The organism is Gilliamella sp. Bif1-4 (genome assembly GCF_001690535.1).
Classification (GTDB): Bacteria; Pseudomonadota; Gammaproteobacteria; order Enterobacterales; family Orbaceae; genus Gilliamella; species Gilliamella bombi.
In genome coordinates this window covers 38820-57641 of sequence record NZ_LZHC01000057.1, presented here as the reverse complement: position 1 = coordinate 57641, position 18822 = coordinate 38820, and the positions used below count along the sequence as shown (strand labels likewise).

Here is an 18822-nt window from a genome sequence, read left to right as displayed (position 1 = left end):
TAGAGGAGTAAAGTTATGTACAAACCTATATTAGAAATTGATTTACGCAAATTAAGAAATAATGCTCGTGTTGAAAAAGATCTATTAGCTAAACACGGCATTGAGGTTATGGCGGTTAATAAAGTTTTTGATGGTTGTGTTGAAACGGCCAAAGCAGTACTTGAAGGCGGTATTGATGTGATTGCTGAATCAAGAACATACAATTTAAAGAAATTAAAAGATGTTTTAGGTTGTAAAACCTGCTTATTACGTAGTCCTTGTTTAAGTGAAATTAGTGATGTTGTTAGATATGCTGATATTAGCTTAAACAGCGAAAAAGCAGTAATTCAGGCACTTTCTGATGAGGCCGTTAAACAACAAAAAGTTCATCAAGTTTTATTAATGGTTGATATGGGGGATTTACGAGAAGGTATTTGGTTTGAACATATTGATGAAATTATTGATACGGTCAAATTAATTCTTTCTTTACCGGGTGTTGAGCTCTATGGGCTTGGCACCAATTTCAACTGCTATGGTACTGTTTTACCAACAGTAAAAAATGGAGTGGACTTTTTACATATTGCGCGTAAAGTAGAAGAGTCTTGTAATATTAAAATTAAATATTTATCGGCAGGTAATTGTACAAGCTACCACCTATTAGATAAAGGTATTTGGCCTGAAGAGTTGAATCACTTAAGAATAGGTGGATTGCATGAGTTTGGTATTGAGTATGTAGATATGAAATATCTGGATGAATTTCATCATTCAAGCAAGCCTGTTGATAAAGCGTGCAGTGATTTGTATAAATTATACGCACAAGTTATTGAGCTCAATAGCAAGCCAACGGTTCCTGTCGGTGAGTTAGGTGTGGATGCATTTTTAAACAGTAAAACGTTTGTTGATAACGGTATACGCAAACGAGCACTTCTTGCCTTTGGACGGCAAGATGTACCAGCAGAAAGCTGCGTGCCTATCAATGATAAGATTACTGTTTTAGGGCAAACAAGTGATCATACTATTGTTGATATTGAAGATGTTACTCAAACACTTCGTGTTGGCGATGTTATTGGTTTTGAACTTGATTACACTGCCTTACTTATGGCTTGCCAAACAAATGGTGTAGAAAAACGGTTTATTTATTAATTGTGTTAGCTGCTGGGAAACCAGCAGTTTTTATTGATTATTAGGCGGTTTATATGACAACATCTGAATCACAAGAAAACCCTTATCCCAGTAGTAATTTAAAGAAAAACCTAAAAAATCGTCATTTATTGATGATTTCATTAGGTGGATCAATTGGTACTGGATTATTTATTGGTATTGCAGCTCCACTTAGCACAGTTGGTCCATTAGGAACAATTATTGCTTATTTAATGGCAGGAAGCATAATGCTTTCAACAATGTTATGTTTAGGTGAACTTTCTTGTGCATTTCCTCATGCAGGTTCATTTCAACACTATGCGTTGATGTTTATACCCAATCCGATTTGGAGTTATACCATCGGTTGGTTGTATTGGCTTAGTTGGGTATTATCCATGGCGGCAGATTTAACCGCTGCTTCAATGATTGCTCACCAAACCTTCCCTTCGATTCCTATTTATCTTTTTAGTCTGTTAATTCTAATTATTCTTACCTCAGTGCATTTAACCTCTGTTCGTGCATTTGGAGAAAGTGAGTATTGGTTTTCAACTATTAAGGTTCTTGCGATTATTGCATTTATTGGGGTGGGAATTTATTTACTTAATCACCAATATAATGAAATGCATATCTTACCAACATTTAAAACTGAAAAAGGGTGGTTTCCTAATGGTTTCTTAGCCATATTGGTTTGTATGACTATCGTGACCTATTCCTTTCAGGGCGTCGAATTAATTGGTAGTGCAGCTGGTGAGGCGCAATCTCCACAGTCTGTGTTACCCAAAATTATTACAGGTGTTGCTTTTCGCATTATTCTATTTTATGTTCTGGCTATTGCTGTTTTAGCCCTTGTTTATCCATATGGAACGGTTCATTCTGAAATTAGCCCATTTGTATGGGTGTTTAATAAAGCAGGAATTTCAATAGCTTCGTATTTAATGCTTTTTGTTATTTTTTGTGCGGCAATATCGGCTGCTAATTCTGCAATTTATGCCAGTTCAAGAATGCTGTGGTCTATGGCTCAAGATCAGCTTGCTCCTCAATATTTTTCAGATGTAAATAGGCGAGGTGTGCCTACAAAAGGTATTTTATTTATTGCAATTATTGCGCTAGTTTCACTATTTTCGAAATATATTGCCGCTGAAAAATTGTATATTTATTTAGTAGCGGGAACAGGGCAAGTGGGATGTTTTGCATGGATTATTATTGCTTGGTGTCAATATCAGTTCCGTAAGGGAGTAAATAGCGGAAAATATCCCCAAGAGATGATAAAGTTTAAATCACCATTATTTCCTTGGCTTGCAGGGGTTTCCATTATTGTTAATATTGTTATTATTATTGGTGTTTGGTTTGGAGAGTCAGGGTATTTTATTTTATTATCAGAAGTTGTTTTAGTAATAATTATTTTAGTTTCTTACTTTTTCTATAAGAAACGAAATTCTTTAATAATAAATACGTTAGATTAATTTTATTGTTTTATTAATTTGTTTGTAATCACCTAATCAATCGGTTTAGGTGATTACATTTAATTTTTTAAATCAGATTATTAATGTTTTTACTATTTGTGATTTATATTTATTTTAAGGCACTAAGTTAAGTGAGTTTGTTTGGTATAATCTTGATGAAATCCTTTCTGATACAAGTCATTTTAGAAAAGCTGATACACCCGTAAAAACGACTTGTGCAGCAATTGCTGATATGAGCAGTCCTGTTAGTTTTGATAAAATTGCAATCCCTGTATTTTTTAATACCTTGGCAATTCTTTTTGCACATAAAAGCATTGCATAAATTCCAGAAGAAGCAATAAATAAAGAGACAGCACCGATCATATTGGCTGCAAATCCTACTGAGCTTGTCCCCATCACAATAATAGTACCAATGGATGCAGGTCCCATACATAGTGGGATTGCAAGGGGCACTACACTGATATCGTCATCACTGTTAATTTTGTTTTTTTCAGGCGAATCATTCATGAGTGAAACAGCAGTAATAAATAGTAAGGCCCCTGAGCCAATTCGAAATGCATCAAGCGTAAAGCCAAAAACACTAAACATGGTATTACCAAAAAAGAATAGTACAATGCCAATGATGAAAACCGCACAAGATGTTTTGAGTGCGGTCTTACGTTTAAGTTCTTCATCATATTGTTTTGTACCACTTAAAAATGCGCTTAAGACAGCAGGTGGTGTCATTAATGCAAATAATTTTACTGTTGTGGATAAAATTGCAAAAATATAGTCAATCATAGCCCACCTTTTATATTCATTATTTTAAAAACTACGTTAATTTACCAACGATAATTGTTAGGTTGAAATTTTTTGTTATATATAAAAACGGTCACCACGAAGGTGACCATCCTAATCTGATATTTTTATTGATAAACAATAAAAAATTAATTAAGTCGCTCTTTAATACGAGCAGCTTTACCACGAAGTTCGCGTAAGTAGTATAGTTTAGCCTGACGTACTTGACCACGACGTTTCACAGTAATTGAATCAACAATTGGTGAGTGAGTTTGGAATACTCGTTCAACACCTTCACCATTCGAAATCTTACGTACTGTAAATGCAGAGTGCAAACCACGATTACGAATACCAATAACAACACCTTCATAAGCTTGAAGACGTTTTTTGTTACCTTCAACAACCCATACTTTTACTTCAACCGTGTCACCAGGGCGAAAAGCCGGGATGTCTTTTTTCATTTGTTCTTGTTCTAATTGCTGAATAATTGCATTTTTCATAATATTATCTCTTACTAGTTATACTGAAATATTAATTGCTTAGTTTGTTACTGTATTCTTGTTTGAATTCAGCGAGTAAACATTGCTCTTCATCAGTCAGAGCTAGATTTGCAAGAAGATCTTCTCTTCTTAACCAAGTTCGTCCTAGTGATTGTTTTAATCGCCAACGACGAATCGCTTCATGGTGACCAGACATTAACACATCAGGCACCGCCATTCCATCTAACACCTCAGGTCGAGTATAGTGTGGACAATCAAGTAAACCGTTAGCAAAAGAGTCTTCTTTTGCCGATGATTGGTGATTTAGCACGCCGGGAATAAACCTTGCTAATGCGTCAATCACGGTCATTGCCGGTATTTCACCACCACTTAACACGTAGTCACCGATTGACCATTCTTCGTCAATTTCGGTTTGAATAACGCGTTCATCTATGCCTTCGTATCGTCCACAAATCAAAATTAAATTTTGATTTTGTGACAATTCGCAAACTCCTTGTTGGTCTAATTTGCGCCCTTGTGGGGAAAGATAGATTACTTTTGTATTGTTACCTGCCACTGTTTTTGCTGCATGAATTGCATCTTTAAGTGGTTGTACCATCATTAACATGCCTGGACCACCACCATAAGGCCTATCATCGATAGTCTTATGCTTATCATGCGCAAAATCGCGAGGGTTCCAATATTCTACTGTTAACAGCCCGTTTTTAACGGCTCGACCAGTTACGCCATAACAGGTAATGGCTTGAAACATTTCGGGAAAAAGGCTAATTACGCCAATCCACATAGTTTTACCTTACCAATTAAAAAGCAGGATCCCAATCGACTAAAACCATTTTTGTTTTTAAATCAACTTGTTTAATAAATTGATCTTCAACAAAAGGGATTAAACGTTCTGTTGCGCCAAATGCATCTTTTAGATTTGCTTTAACCACTAATACATCATTAGATCCGGTTTCCATTAAATCAGTCACTAGTCCTAAGTCATAACCATTAACTGTTTTAACTCGGCAACCAATGAGATCCTTCCAATAAAAGTCACCATTGCTAAGTGCGGGTAATTTTTCTGCATCAACAAATACTTCAGCATTAGTTAGTGCATTAGCTTGATCTCGATCATCAATGCCTTTGAGTTTCACAATCATGTCTTGATTATGAGGTTTAAAGCTTTCTACGATTATTTCTTGCCATTGTCCAGCATGCTGGATATACCAAGGAGTATAATCAAAAATACTATCTGGAAATTCTGTAAATGAAAAAATCCTGAGCCAACCACGAATACCGTAGCTTGAGCCAAGTTTTCCAACAACGATTAGATTCTCAGTATTCATCTATTACAGTCAATGTTTACGACTTAATTAAGCCGCTTTTTTTGCTTGTTTGATCAGTGAATTAACACGATCAGAAACAGTTGCACCTAAACCAACCCAGTGATTTACGCGATCAAGATCTAAACGTAATTCTTCTGCTTTACCTTGTGCAATTGGATTAAAAAAGCCAATGCGCTCAATAAAACGACCATCACGTGGATTACGGCTATCAGTGACAACTACTTGATAAAAAGGGCGCTTTTTAGAGCCACCGCGAGCTAAACGAATAGTTACCATAACATCCTCTTAAGTTAAAAAATAATCTTTTTTTGCCCAACATGGACAAAATCTAAGCCCCAGAATTATACTCTTTCTAGTAAAAAGTGCAATGGCTGATTGTTGTTGATGTGATTCTACGTTGTTTGTTTAAGCTAACTTGCAAAAAAGAATAGAAAAAGTAATACCGTTATGGTTTATTTAATTTTAGTGTCACAAAAAGCACTAAAAATAGTCCATTTTATTTATGGAGGGTTATTATAATGCTATTTCTTTTTATTTTTTCGAAAAAAAAAACGTTTTAAAACATCAAAAAAGCCCAGTGAGCGAACCATTTTTTGTCCGTCAACATAAACTTGAATGGCTTTTAATACCTTTTTGGGGTCTTTAGATGCAAAGGTGAAAGTTCCATTTTTTTTGGTTTGAATTGAATAGCGAGGAATCCATCTACCGCCCCATAACACAGATGCGACAACGTAGTCTACTTCGTCCCAAGGTATTTGTATATATTTACGAGGGTCATGTTTGTGGTAGAACTCAAAGGCTTTGTCGCCTATCATAATATTGCCATATTCTGTAAAACCAACAAAAGCCGTTGCTTGAATGGTTAAGTCTAATTTAGTATTTAATGATTGAACCATTATTATCCATAAATAAATTGGTAGTTTTATAAATTAAACCATTATTTTTAAAGGTCAAATAAAGTTAAAAACAATAGTTTTATCGAAAGATATAATAAAATAGTGATACATAAAAAGTACTATATATTAAAATATAGTACTTTTTTTAGAAATGTCATAATACATTATATTTTATAACAGGCCGATTACATGTCCAACTATACCAACAATAAATAATCCAAGGATAATTAAAATTGGTGATACTTTTTTACGAAGTAACCACATACAGAAGAAAGTTAATAGTAAAGGAACTAGCCCAGGTATTAATTGATCTAAGTTATTTTGTAAGGTAGTTACCTTTTCTTGGGTAAGTGATAACCCATTTTGCATTTGCATCAATGCTTTTTGAATACCTTTTGCATCAGTAGGTAATGAGTTCCAGTCAATGAATGCACCGTTATCTAATTTTACTTTTGCAACAACCGGTTGGAATTTTATTGATACCCATCTTTGTACCAAAGCAGCTACAACCAACATTCCTAAAATAGAGGCACCTTTAGTTATTTTGGGTAGTAAACCACCTGATAAATTATCAATAATTTTTGAACCAGTATGGTAACCAAATTCTTGGGTATACCACATAAAACAGCAACGAATAATATTCCAGAGTAAAAAGAATAAAATTGGTCCCATAATATTGCCGCTAAGCGCGAGTGATGCGCCAAGTCCTCCAAGCATCATTCTCAATGTAAACCAGAATACGGGATCTCCCACACCAGCAAGTGGCCCCATCATACCGACTTTTACACCTTGAATAGTAACGTCATCAATAGCCGCTCCATTTGCGCGTTCTTCTTCAAATGCAAGAGTTACTCCAAGTATTGGGGATGCTAAATAAGGGTGTGTATTAAAAAATTCTAAGTGGCGTTTAAGGGCTGCTGATCGTTCTTCTTTAGTCGTATATAATTTTTTAATCGCAGGAATCATTGAATAAACCCAACCACCATTTTGCATACGTTCATAGTTCCAAGAACCTTGAAGGAAAGTTGAACGCCAAACAACAGCTAAACGATCTTTTTTGCTTAATTGAATTCTATCAGTCATTTTTTTCTCCAAGTCCCTAGTAGTCATTTAAAATATCATCAAGTGGATCACCTTTACAGCTACCATTTGATGAATTGCCACGTTCCGAAAGACTGAGGTAAATTAGTGCTAATGCGACGCCTAAAGCGCCAATTGCAATTAATGTCAATTGCGATATAGCCGCAATCACAAAACCAATAATAAAAAATGGCCATACTTCACGGTTTGCCATCATATTAATTACCATTGCATAACCCACAGCAACCACCATACCACCTCCAATAGACATTCCTATTTCTAACCATTTAGGCATTGCAGCTAAAGCGCTTTTAACCGTTTCAGCAGGAATAAATAGTAAAGCAGCTGCAGGAATAGCTATACGTAAGCCTTGCAGGCAGATACCGAAAATTTGTAATAATTCAATTTTTCTAATATTGGCATTTTCAGCAGCAGCGTCCATCATATGAACTAACGGAACAGCAATAGTTCGCACGATAATGGTTAAGAATAAACCGGCTACTGCAAGTGGAATGGCAACAGCAATGGCAGTGGATACACCAGCAACGCCTTGTCCACCTAGCACTAAAATAATTGACGAAGCAACCGATGCTAGTGCTGCATCGGGCGCAACGGCTGCACCAATGTTAGCCCAACCAAGTGCAATCATTTGCAACGAACCACCCAATACAACACCAGCTTCTAAATTACCTGTTACAAGTCCAATTAATGAACAAGCAACTAAAGGTTGATGGAATTGGAATTGATCTAAAATACCTTCCATCCCTGCTAAAAAGGCAATAAATATCACCAAAATGATAGCAATAATTGATAATGTCATAATATAACCCTTTAAATAAAATAATTATTTTTCTGTGCTAATTCTTCTTTGGCTTTTTTTAATAATTCGTCCATATTGCTATTAGAATCGTTAGGAACTTTGCGAACATCAAATTTTATATTTCTGGTTTTTAATTTTTCAAATGTTTCGACATCTTTAGCATCCATTGACAAAACTTTATTAACCATGACTTTTCCTATGGAATGAGCCATTGAACCAATATTAAGTTCATTGATATCAACACCGCCCTCTATGGTTCGGAGTACATCTTGTGGATTTTCAAATAGAAGTAGTGCTTTGGTATTACCGAAACGAGGATCACGTGAAACTTCAATAATTTTTTTAATTGGAACAACATTGGCTTTTACGCCAGGAGGCGCTGCTTCTTGGATGAGTTTTTTTCTTAATTCATCTTTTGCAACCGAATCCGAAACAACAATAATGCGGTTAGGGTTGGTTGATTTTGTCCATGCTGTCGCCACCTGTCCATGTAATAGGCGTGAGTCAACACGAGCTAACACAATTTTCATTTTACCATCTCCAAGTACTGTTCCTTCAGGGATAGTATTTGCGTTTTTAGTAGAAGCAGAAGATTGTGTTGGTATTTCGACTGTTGTTCGAACACCTTCTTTACCGGGTTCAATAATTGCGGCAGCAATTTCTTTCGCTGTTTCCATTGAAAAACGAGAGGAATAGGCTTCAATTAACATAGGTAGATTTAAACCGGCAACAATAGCCCAGTTACTATGCTCTCCACATAAATTATTGGCCTGATTAAATGGTGTGCCTCCCCATAAATCAACTAAAAAAAGTATTTCATCTTGATTATCAAATGTAGCTATTGCTTCAAGAATTCGCTCTTTTAAACTTTCAGGACTATCACTTGGATGTAAGGTAACAGCTTTAACATTTTCTTGTTCTCCAAATATCATCGAACCTGATTGTAAAATACCTTTGGCAAACTCACCATGAGTTGCTAGGATAATTCCAACCATACAACGACCGCCTAATTTGTATTAATTTGTAGGCAATGCTTGTTTATTTTACATCATAAAAAAACATAAAAAATATACACTCATCACATTACGATAAAAAAACGCTTTTGTTTTTATCAAAAAATGATTTGTTAGGGCTGTAGTACTTTACGAATAAAACCGTTATTTTTGTTAAGAGCTTGCCTAGCTTGTGTTGCATTTAGGCCTGAAAGAATCATTAAAATAGCAGTTTTGCAATGCTTTTGACATTGGTTTAATGTTTGAATAGCCATTTCCCGATTGCAATCAGTTGCCTGCATGACGATTGATATTTGTCGCTCAATAAGTTTGGCATTGGTTGCTTGGACATCAACCATGAGATTGCCGTACACTTTGCCTATTTTAATCATGCTAGCTGTAGTTAACATATTTAGTACCAATTTTTGTGCCGTGCCTGCTTTCATTCTTGACGACCCAGTAACTACCTCAGGACCAACAGTAGGGATGATTGCTATATCTGCTATGTTGATCATTGCGGCTTTAGGGTTGCAGCATAAGCTGATGACAGTTGCTCCCATTGATTTAGCATATTGCATAGCACCTATTACATAAGGTGTGCGCCCACTAGCGGCAATACCAACTAAAATATCATTTGAGCTAAAATTAATGTTTTTTAAGTCAGTAATTGCCAATTCAGGATTGTCTTCGGCATTTTCAACCGCTTTAAAAATAGCTGTTTTGCCTCCAGCAATTAAGCCAATAACTTGTTCCGGTGGTGTGCCATAAGTTGGTGGGCATTCACTTGCATCTAAAATACCTAGTCGTCCTGAAGTGCCAGCACCTATATATATTAGTCTACCTTGATTTGAAAATGCTAAACTAATCGCATCAACGGCTTTTGCGATATTGGGTAACTCTTTTTCAATAGCTAATGCGACTTTTTTATCTTCATTATTGATGATTTGTAGCATTTCTAATGTTGAACAGTTATCTATTTTTTCGCTATTAGGATTACGACTTTCTGTTATCATTGCTGATAGATTAATGTGATTCATTATTTTTTAACCCTAACCATAATAAAAATATAACTAAAGCAAATAAGCTCCCAAAACCAACACCGATAGCAGTAACCGATAAATTTAAAGCAACGGCTAACGTATAAAGCCCTAACATTATCATCATCGCTGAGTATTCACTTAGGTTTTGTACTGAAATAACACTGCCGGCACCGACCAAATCTTTCCCCATTTTTTGAATAAAAGCATTTAATGGTACCAAAAAGAAGCCACCTAATGCTCCGATAACAATGAGTAAAATATAAGACAAAATTATGTCACTTTGCAAAGTGAAGGCAATTACGGCTATGCCCATCATTATACCAGCAGGAACGCAGCGTAAGGTTTTGTTAATAGCAATAAATGTACTAGCTAGACCTGCGCCAATAACAATACCGATAGCAACGATTGCATTAAGGTTTGTTGGTGTTGCGTTGTCATGAATATTTAAGATAGCAGGAACCCAACTAATTAATAGAAAACGTAAAGTAATACCAGCTCCCCAAAATAAACTGGTACCCAACAGTGTAAATAAAACACGTTTATTGTTACATATGATTTCTAATGTATTAGTAAAATCGTTTACCATATTGATAAATTGCCATGAAATATTTTGTCGTGCAGCAGGTAATTTAGGAATAAAAAAGTTAGCAATAACAGCCAGTCCGTAAACTAACACGCACACAAGTAAGGAAGCGCTCACATTAAGATCGGCAATATGACCACCAGCTAGCGAACCAAGTAAAATGGCGGCAATGGTTGATGCTTCTATTAACCCATTTGCTTTAACTAAATTATCACCTGTAGTTAGTTCGCCTAAAATTCCATATTTAGCGGGAGAGTAGGCTGCAGCACCTATGCCGACTAGGAAATAGCCAGCAAAAGGGCTGATGTTTAAACAGATGCAACCAGCACCCAGTAATTTTATACTATTTGAAATCATCATTGCCTTACCTTTTGATATGCTGTCAGCAAATTGACCAACAAAAGGAGAGAGGATAATAAATGGCAGTACAAAACTAATCTGTAATACCGATTGACTCCATGCTGGATAATGTAAATTTTTGATGAAAGCTAAGATCGCAAAAAAAATTGCATTATCAGCAAATGCTGAAAAAAACTGCGCCAGCATGGTTGCAACCATGCCTTTGCTTAATAGAGAATGTTGTTTCATGTGACATCCTTTAGTTTATTCGTCAGCCATTTTCCGTAAAGTAATAAAATCAATTTTACCTGTACCTAGTAGTGGTAACTCTTTTACTATACGAATATCACGAGGAACGGCTAATGCCGGAATGCCCAATTCTTGAGATGCCTGATTAAGTTGCTCTCGATTTAATTTTGTTGAGGTGGTAAATAAGACAATTGCTTCACCTTTAGCTGCATCAGCTTTGACTGTTGCACCGTGCATTGCATCAGAGTCAACTTTTTTTGCTAAGGATTCAACACCTTCTAATGAAACCATTTCACCGGCAATTTTGGCAAATCGTTTCAAGCGCCCTCTAATTGTCACAAACCCCTCACTATCAATATCAACGATATCGCCGGTATCATACCAACCTTTTTCGGCTTGTCCATTTTCATCAACTGCTACTGGTTCTTCAAGTTTGCCCGGGTTTTCCACCCGTAAATAGCCTTTCATCACATTAGGCCCTTTGACTTGCAATTGGCCTCCATCACTAATGCCTGGAATGTGAATTAATCTTGATACCATGCCAGGCAGTAATCGCCCTACAGTACCAGCTTTAAATGCCATAGGAACATTAAGCGCTACAACAGGTGCACATTCGGTAACGCCATAGCCTTCTAAAATACGAATACCATATTTATTTTTCCATTGTTCTCGTACTGCATCTGATAATTTTTCAGCACCTGCAACAACATAGCGTAAACGCATAAAATCATATGGGTGCGCATAACGGGCATAGTTTGCCAAGAAAGTTGGCGTACCAAATAAAACTGTACAGTTTTGATCATAAATAATTTCAGGGACCATACGGTAATGTAATGGATTTGGATATAAAAATGTACGGCTACCTGAAAATAGTGGCAGGAATAATCCTGCTGTAATACCAAAAGCGTGGAATAATGGCAGTGCTGACATAAATCGATCGGCTGGAGTTGGATCAATAACCGTTCGAATTTGCTCAACATTAGCAAGTAAGCTGGCATGACTATGAGCAACACCTTTAGGGTTCCCCTCTGAACCAGAGGTAAACAGTACTAGTGCTTCGTCATCGCTTGATTGTTGGTATTTAATTAAGCGTGGAATATATTGATGCACTGCAACATAAAGCTTATCTTTTAAAGTTAAGTTTTTACGCAAATCTTCAAGAAAACACCATTTAACGTTTTTGATTTCTTCAAGTAGATAATCAAGTTTACCTTTTCTAATAAATGTGCGTGAAGTAATAATCGTTTTGATTTCAGCAGCAGTAATGGCACAGTTTAAGCCTTTTGTTCCCGCAGTATAGTTAAGCATTGCTGGAATTCGATTTTTTACTGACAAACCAAAAATAGTTGCAACAGTAATGGTTGCATTGGGTAATAAAACACCTACTCGCTCTTTATTTTTAGTAATTTTGGCAATAATACAACTAACACCTATAATTTGTTTTAATAAATTGCGATAAGATGCTTCGTTAGTTGTAGGATCTTGTACCATTCTTGATTTCACGCCATAGCGAACTTGTGCTTCTAATAATGCTTCAAACAGCGTTAATTTGGGACGACTTGCCATGCGTGCATTCATCATAATTTGATGAAGTTTTTCGCCTGCAATATAACGCCTTTCACTAGCTTTAGGCGCATCGGGCATTGGAATAGATGTAGGGTTAAGTACATGAATGGTTATTTTAGGGAATAAACGACGTTTAAATAAACCTTTTAAACGACTAGTTAAAGTAAATTCAGCGCCTTCGATCCACACTGGTACAATGGTGGCTTGAGAGCGAGCAGCAACAAAAGCAGCGCCATCATAAATTTTCATTAATGAGCCAGTTATAGTAATTCTTCCTTCAGGGAATATGACTATCGGGCGGCCTTTTTCAACTTCACGAACTAATCGCTTTATTGCCATTGGACTAAGCGGATCCATTGGCACAAAATCAACATAACGCTTTGCTAAGCGAACTAACCAATGATTAATATAACCTGAATAAATAGCAAAGACAGGTCTTACGGGTAAAAATACGCCGATTAGAATACCATCAAGGAAAGATACATGATTAGGGGTAATAAGAAGTCTATCTTGTTTTAAGTTTTCAAAATTACCATGGATTCTTACATGGAACAGGATCTTTAAGAAAAATTTTAATATTTTAAATAACATCTGATTTCTCAAATATCGTGCAATATTACACGCTGTAATAATAGTGAAAATATAGAAGATATACAAGAACTGCGATTTTTGTTATATAAAACAGTTTTTTATGGTTTAATTAACAATAAATCTTGATCTAAAAAATAGATACTAAACTTCAAAAAATATAGAAAATCAATAAGGAATAAAAATGCTTATTTTAACGGCCAATGATATTGAAAGATTTTATACAATGAAAGATGCGATAGTTGCAGATAAACAAGCTTTGAAAATCTATAGCCAAGGAAACAGTGATGTGCCGTTACGAATAAATTTTGATATGCAAAAGGGACAATGCTTGTTTATGCCTGCACATATTAAAGGTAGCGATACTGTGGGTATAAAAATTGTTTCGGTATTTCCTGACAATCCTAAATTGGGTAAACCATCAGTACCTGCTCAAGTTTTAATATTAGACCCACAAACAGGTGAAGTCTGTGCTATGCTAGATGGCACTTTTATCACTCAGCTTCGTACAGGAGCCGTTCAAGGTGCTGCAACCGATTTGTTGGCGCGTAAAAATGCTAGTCGAGCAGTGTTGATAGGTACTGGTGGGCAAGCAGTATCTCAATTAGAGGCAATGTTAACTGTTCGTTCACTTACTGATGTCGCTATTTTTGATATTGATACACAAAAAGCGAAACAATTTACAGAAGAGATGAAACATCGTTTTTCTCATTTTTCTACTAATCTTTATTTTTCAAAAAATTTGGATGATGACATTAGCCAAGCTGATATTATTACTTCGGTTACAACCTCAAAAGTTGTGACATTTAATGGCGAAAAAGTAAAACCTGGCACACACGTTAATGGAGTGGGTGCTTATACGCCAGAAATGCATGAAATTCCGGAATGTATTATTGAAAAGGCTAATATTCGGGTAGTTGATACTAAAGAAGGCGTATTTGCTGAAGCAGGCGATATTATTGATCCAATTAAACAACAATTGGTATCAGAAGATGATTTTTTAGAGTTAGGGTATTTAGTGATAGATCCAACTCAATGTCGTTTAAATGATCAGCAAATTACGATGTTTAAAACTGTTGGTACAGCAGTATTAGACGTGTATATTGGCTACGATATCTATCTTAAAGCAAAAGAAAAAGGAATTGGTATGTTTTTATAATACTTAAATATCAAGTTCGTATGATTTTTTGTCAAAAAGTTTCAGGTAACTAGGTGTTTGAGTATAAAAATTAGCTTTTTAGTTCTTCTTTCTGTGAACGCCTAAGTAATGCCACCGCTGCTTGTTTTGGATCTTTATTTTCATAAATAACTTGATAAATTTGTTCAGTGATTGGCATATCTACATGATATTTTTGAGCTAATAACCAGACTTCTTTTGTATTATTGCGACCTTCAACAACTTGGCCAATAGCATCTTGAGCTTCTTGAATGGATTTATTTTGGCCAAGTAACATTCCAAAACGACGATTACGGGATTGATTATCGGTACAAGTTAAAACCAAATCCCCTAATCCTGCCATTCCCATAAAGGTTGCTGGATCTGCACCTAATACTGCACCTAAACGCATCATTTCGGCAAGTCCACGTGTAATTAGCGCAGTTCTAGCATTGGCGCCGAAGCCAAGACCATCAGATAATCCAGCACCAATAGCGATAACATTTTTGATTGCACCACCAAGTTGCACTCCAATAAAATCTTTGCTGCTATAGACTCGGAAGCTTTTGCTACAATGAAACAAAGTTTGCAGTTGATTTAAAAAATGCTCATTAGTTGATGCTACCGTTACCGCTGTTGGTAATCCAGATGCGACTTCTTTAGCAAAAGTTGGGCCAGAAATGACCGCTAATGGAATTTTATCGCCCAAAATCTCTTTCGCAACATCTTGTAATAATCGACCAGTATCAACTTCAAGCCCTTTTGTAGCCCAGACAATTTTTGTATCTTGGCATAAAAAAGGTTTGATTTGAGTCAAAATACTTGCAAAAGCGTGACTTGGCACCACAATAAGTAAAATTGGTGCTGCTGAAACTGCCGTTTTTAAATCGGTTTCAATTTGTAACAGATCTGGGAAAGGAATATTCGGTAAAAACTGTTTATTTTGCCTATCATGCTGCAAAATAATCATTTTATTAGGATTGTGTCCCCATAATAAAGTTGAGTGACCATTTCGAGCCAGTAAAATAGCTAAAGAGGTTCCATAAGATCCAGCGCCAATTACTGTTACTGCAACATCTTTTTTCATAATCATCTAATAAATTTATTATCAGTTAATTGCAATACAATGATTATTGTAGTGTTTCTTTTGATTCAGCCTCAGCTTGTTGTTGCTGAATATAGTTTATAAATAGTGCTTCAAAATTTACTGGCTCTAAATTCACTTGTGGGAATGTACCTTTATTCACTAAACTTGAAATTACTTCACGAGCATAAGGGAACAAAATATTTGGACAATAAGCACCAACACAATGTTGAATTTGGCCTTCGTCAAATCCGACAAGTGAGAAAATACCGGCTTGAGTAACTTCACAGATATACACAACTTCGTTTTGTTGTTTTACTGTTACAGTGACACGAAGTGCAACTTCATATACATTTTCACTTAAAACTTGCGAAGATGAATTTAATTCAAGATTCAGCTCAGGTTGCCATTGTTTAGTAAAAATTTCTGGAACATTGTTAGTTTCAAATGAAACATCTTTAGTATAAATACGTTGAATAGCAAACTGAGTTTCTGGTTGTTGTGTATTGTTTTGTTCTGTCATGATAAAACCTTATTTTTTATAATATTATTTTCTAACTAATGGTAAATTTTCGCTGTTCCATCCAGCAATACCGTCTTTTAATACAAAGACATTTGAAAAACCTTGTTTGGCAAGTATTTCCCCTATACTTGTTGATGATAAACCATTCTCATCAATTAGAATAACAATGTTTTCTTTAAACTTTTCAATTGTTTTTGCACTAGCATTTTTAATGTCGATAGGCAAAATGTTATGAGAATCTGTTATATGCCCTTTTTTAAAGCTATCAGCAGAGCGAATATCAATAATAACTGCATCCTGTTTATTTACCATATGGATTGCTTGAGCATTATTGATAACTTTAACGTTAGATAGTTTTCCTTTAATGGTTAGTACAATGATTGCAATAAATAGCACAATCCAACCTAGGGACAGTAAAAAATGATTTTTTACAAAAGGTAGAATTTCGAGTGTTATAAAGTCCATATTTGTATGATTACCTAGTCATTTCAATATAAGGTAAGATTATAACGATATTGAGCACTGAAATACAGCACCAATAAGAAAATCTTGCTATTTTATAAATAATATTTATTTAATTTTAAGCGATTGACTAATGAAATTGAAACGATTTATTTTTTTGGTATGTATTGTATTTGCCATTATTTATCCCTCTTTTGCTGATGATTCTTATGCATCTAATAAATTTGATACTCAAACTATTGAAACCGAATCTTTATTAGCTAATTATTATTTGGGAAATGGTGATTATCATCAAACTTATGCTGAACATACAAAATTGATGAAAAGAGATCTTAGTTTTACAAAAAGGTTTCACATACAAAATGCTCTTGCTGGTTAATAATAAATGGATATAGCACTAAGCAATATCCATTTAAGGCCATTGATATTTATTATGATTCTTATCGTGATTTTAATCAATTTAATCATGATTTGTTGATTAGTGAGGTGAATGCAGCACAGTATATTAATCAACAGGAAAAATTGTGGAATTTAATGTTTGTTGATATTGTTTCAAATAGCCATTATGAGATATAAAAATTGGTTTTAATTTTTTATATGACCATTTTTTCGCATTATTTTGGTGCTAATTGCTTTATTTTGGTGCAATTGTAATATTTATGTTACTATAACTACTTATAAAGCCACTAAAAAATAGAGTTGAAAAATTGGCATTATATTTGCATGCGTTATAGCAATTTGGTAAGAATACCTTAAAAACTGAACAATTATTATTTGTCCTCAATGGAGAAGATACATGTCTATACTAAAAGTTTTAACACAAATTAAAGAAAATGATGTTAAGTTTATTGATTTACGCTTTACTGATACAAAAGGTAAAGAGCAACACGTTACAATTCCTGTTAATCAAATTGATGATAACTTTTTTGAAGATGGTAAGATGTTTGACGGTTCATCAATTGCAGGTTGGAAAGGTATTAATGAATCAGACATGGTGTTAATGCCAGATACATCAAGTGCTGTTATCGATCCTTTTTTTGAAGATGTGACATTAAATCTCCGCTGTGATGTTTTAGAGCCTGCAACATTACAAGGATATGATCGTGATCCACGTTCAATTGCTAAGCGTGCCGAAGAATTTTTAAAATCATCAGGTATTGCTGATACTGTTATTTTCGGTCCTGAACCAGAATTTTTCTTATTTGATGATGTTCGTTTTGGTTCGCCAATGTCAGGTAGCTTTGTACATATTGATGATATTGAAGCGGCTTGGAACTCAGGTACTAAATATGAAGAAGGTAATAAAGGCCATCGTCCAGGTGTAAAAGGTGGTTATTTCCCACTTCCTCCGGTTGATTCATCACAAGATATCCGTTCTGAAATGTGCTTAATTATGGAGCAACTTGGCTTAGTGGTTGAAGCTCACCACCATGAAGTTGCAACAGCCGGTCAAAATGAAATTGCCTGTCGTTTTAATACGTTAACTAAAAAAGCAGATGAAGTACAAATTTATAAATATGTTGTCCAAAATGTGGCGCACGCATATGGTAAAACCGCGACATTTATGCCAAAACCAATATTTGGTGATAATGGTTCTGGTATGCACTGTCACCAATCATTGGCAAAAGATGGCGTAAATTTATTTGCTGGTGATAAATATGCTGGTCTTTCTGAAATGGCATTATTCTATATTGGCGGTATTATTAAACATGCGAAAGCAATTAATGCATTTACAAACCCTGCAACTAACTCTTATAAACGTCTAGTTCCGGGATATGAAGCACCAGTTATGCTTGCTTATTCGGCACGTAACCGTTCAGCATCAATCCGTATTCCAGTTGTGACTAGCCCTAAAGCTCGCCGTATTGAAGTTCGCTTCCCAGATCCAGCAGGCAATCCATACTTATCTTTTGCCGCGCAGTTAATGGCTGGTTTAGATGGTATTATCAATAAAATTCACCCAGGTGATGCAATGGATAAAAACTTATATGACTTACCACCAGAAGAGTCTAAATTAATTCCTCAGGTTGCTGGTTCACTTGAAGAAGCACTTAATGCATTAGATGCAGATCGTGAATTCTTAACACGTGGTAACGTATTTACTAACGATACTATTGATGCATACATTGATTTAAAACGTCAAGACGTTGATCGTGTACGTATGACACCACACCCAGTTGAGTTTGAAATGTACTATAGTCTATAAGCTATATAGTAATTTAACCTATCAAACCACCGTTAATTTGCGGTGGTTTCT

The 18822-nt window shown here is 35.3% G+C and carries 19 protein-coding genes and 2 pseudogenes; 5 read left to right on the top strand and 16 right to left on the bottom strand.

Translation table 11 applies throughout. From position 1 onward, the window contains the following. Positions 1–15: 15 nt before the first annotated feature. On the top strand, positions 16–1122 hold the full coding sequence (locus A9G25_RS08040) for an alanine/ornithine racemase family PLP-dependent enzyme (protein ID WP_065626493.1): 1107 nt from the start codon (positions 16–18) through the stop codon (positions 1120–1122). A gap of 53 nt (positions 1123–1175) precedes the next feature. Next, positions 1176–2582, top strand: a complete 1407-nt coding sequence (locus A9G25_RS08035; protein WP_065626492.1) for an amino acid permease — start codon at positions 1176–1178, stop codon at positions 2580–2582. A 177-nt stretch (positions 2583–2759) separates the two neighbouring features. On the opposite strand, the gene A9G25_RS08030 is transcribed toward A9G25_RS08035, so the two are convergent. The 13 genes and pseudogenes from A9G25_RS08030 to aas form a co-directional block, all read right to left on the bottom strand. Further along, positions 2760–3362, bottom strand: coding sequence for a MarC family protein (locus tag A9G25_RS08030; protein WP_065626491.1), 603 nt, complete (start codon positions 3360–3362; stop codon positions 2760–2762). Between the two features lie 146 nt (positions 3363–3508). Beyond that, on the bottom strand, positions 3509–3859 hold the full coding sequence (gene rplS / locus A9G25_RS08025; protein WP_065626490.1) for a 50S ribosomal protein L19: 351 nt from the start codon (positions 3857–3859) through the stop codon (positions 3509–3511). Between the two features lie 31 nt (positions 3860–3890). Next, the gene (trmD, locus tag A9G25_RS08020; protein ID WP_065626489.1) at positions 3891–4643 is read right to left on the bottom strand and encodes a tRNA (guanosine(37)-N1)-methyltransferase TrmD; all 753 of its coding nucleotides are present in this window, start codon (positions 4641–4643) and stop codon (positions 3891–3893) included. A 16-nt stretch (positions 4644–4659) separates the two neighbouring features. Beyond that, positions 4660–5187 carry a ribosome maturation factor RimM gene (rimM, locus tag A9G25_RS08015; protein ID WP_065626488.1) on the bottom strand — a complete coding sequence of 176 codons (528 nt, stop codon included), beginning with the start codon at positions 5185–5187 and terminating at the stop codon, positions 4660–4662. A 27-nt stretch (positions 5188–5214) separates the two neighbouring features. Next, the gene (rpsP, locus tag A9G25_RS08010; protein WP_065626487.1) at positions 5215–5463 is read right to left on the bottom strand and encodes a 30S ribosomal protein S16; all 249 of its coding nucleotides are present in this window, start codon (positions 5461–5463) and stop codon (positions 5215–5217) included. Positions 5464–5708: 245 nt separating this feature from the next. After that, a complete protein-coding gene (locus A9G25_RS08005) occupies positions 5709–6083 on the bottom strand; it encodes a DUF956 family protein (protein ID WP_065626486.1) in 375 nt (124 codons plus the stop codon). Between the two features lie 171 nt (positions 6084–6254). Then, a complete protein-coding gene (locus A9G25_RS08000) occupies positions 6255–7166 on the bottom strand; it encodes a PTS system mannose/fructose/sorbose family transporter subunit IID (protein WP_065626485.1) in 912 nt (303 codons plus the stop codon). A gap of 16 nt (positions 7167–7182) precedes the next feature. Then, the gene (locus A9G25_RS07995) at positions 7183–7983 is read right to left on the bottom strand and encodes a PTS mannose/fructose/sorbose transporter subunit IIC (RefSeq protein ID WP_065626484.1); all 801 of its coding nucleotides are present in this window, start codon (positions 7981–7983) and stop codon (positions 7183–7185) included. Positions 7984–7994: 11 nt separating this feature from the next. Next, positions 7995–8546, bottom strand: a pseudogene (locus tag A9G25_RS13400) (PTS system mannose/fructose/N-acetylgalactosamine-transporter subunit IIB); the annotation flags it as partial. Positions 8547–8602: 56 nt separating this feature from the next. Further along, a pseudogene (locus A9G25_RS13395) lies at positions 8603–8978 on the bottom strand (PTS sugar transporter subunit IIA); the annotation flags it as partial. A 131-nt stretch (positions 8979–9109) separates the two neighbouring features. Next, the gene (murQ, locus tag A9G25_RS07985; protein WP_065626482.1) at positions 9110–10012 is read right to left on the bottom strand and encodes an N-acetylmuramic acid 6-phosphate etherase; all 903 of its coding nucleotides are present in this window, start codon (positions 10010–10012) and stop codon (positions 9110–9112) included. After that, entirely contained in the window at positions 9999–11186 is a 1188-nt protein-coding gene (gene lplT, locus A9G25_RS07980; protein ID WP_065626481.1) for a lysophospholipid transporter LplT, read from the bottom strand. The genes murQ and lplT overlap by 14 nt, the downstream gene beginning before the upstream one ends. Positions 11187–11201: 15 nt before the next feature. Then, complete coding sequence (gene aas / locus A9G25_RS07975; RefSeq protein WP_065626480.1) at positions 11202–13343, bottom strand: bifunctional acyl-ACP--phospholipid O-acyltransferase/long-chain-fatty-acid--ACP ligase; 2142 nt, start codon at positions 13341–13343, stop codon at positions 11202–11204. A 181-nt stretch (positions 13344–13524) separates the two neighbouring features. Here aas and A9G25_RS07970 point away from each other — a divergent pair, with 181 nt between their 5' ends. Then, a complete protein-coding gene (locus A9G25_RS07970; protein ID WP_065626479.1) occupies positions 13525–14499 on the top strand; it encodes an ornithine cyclodeaminase family protein in 975 nt (324 codons plus the stop codon). Between the two features lie 70 nt (positions 14500–14569). On the opposite strand, the gene gpsA is transcribed toward A9G25_RS07970, so the two are convergent. Genes gpsA through A9G25_RS07955 form a run of 3 tightly spaced genes read right to left on the bottom strand, consistent with a single transcriptional unit; the run spans position 14570 to position 16568 of the window. Continuing rightward, the gene (gene gpsA / locus A9G25_RS07965; protein WP_141675059.1) at positions 14570–15586 is read right to left on the bottom strand and encodes an NAD(P)H-dependent glycerol-3-phosphate dehydrogenase; all 1017 of its coding nucleotides are present in this window, start codon (positions 15584–15586) and stop codon (positions 14570–14572) included. A gap of 40 nt (positions 15587–15626) precedes the next feature. Further along, positions 15627–16103 carry a protein-export chaperone SecB gene (gene secB, locus A9G25_RS07960; protein ID WP_065626478.1) on the bottom strand — a complete coding sequence of 159 codons (477 nt, stop codon included), beginning with the start codon at positions 16101–16103 and terminating at the stop codon, positions 15627–15629. Between the two features lie 24 nt (positions 16104–16127). Beyond that, positions 16128–16568: a rhodanese-like domain-containing protein gene (locus A9G25_RS07955; protein WP_065626477.1), complete on the bottom strand. Its 441-nt coding sequence runs from the start codon at positions 16566–16568 to the stop codon at positions 16128–16130. 130 nt (positions 16569–16698) lie between these two features. Here A9G25_RS07955 and A9G25_RS07950 point away from each other — a divergent pair, with 130 nt between their 5' ends. Continuing rightward, positions 16699–16944: a hypothetical protein gene (locus A9G25_RS07950; RefSeq protein WP_065626476.1), complete on the top strand. Its 246-nt coding sequence runs from the start codon at positions 16699–16701 to the stop codon at positions 16942–16944. A gap of 417 nt (positions 16945–17361) precedes the next feature. Then, positions 17362–18771 (top strand): glutamate--ammonia ligase, encoded by a 1410-nt coding sequence (gene glnA, locus A9G25_RS07945; RefSeq protein ID WP_065626475.1) that lies wholly within the window; start codon positions 17362–17364, stop codon positions 18769–18771. Positions 18772–18822: the final 51 nt, after the last annotated feature.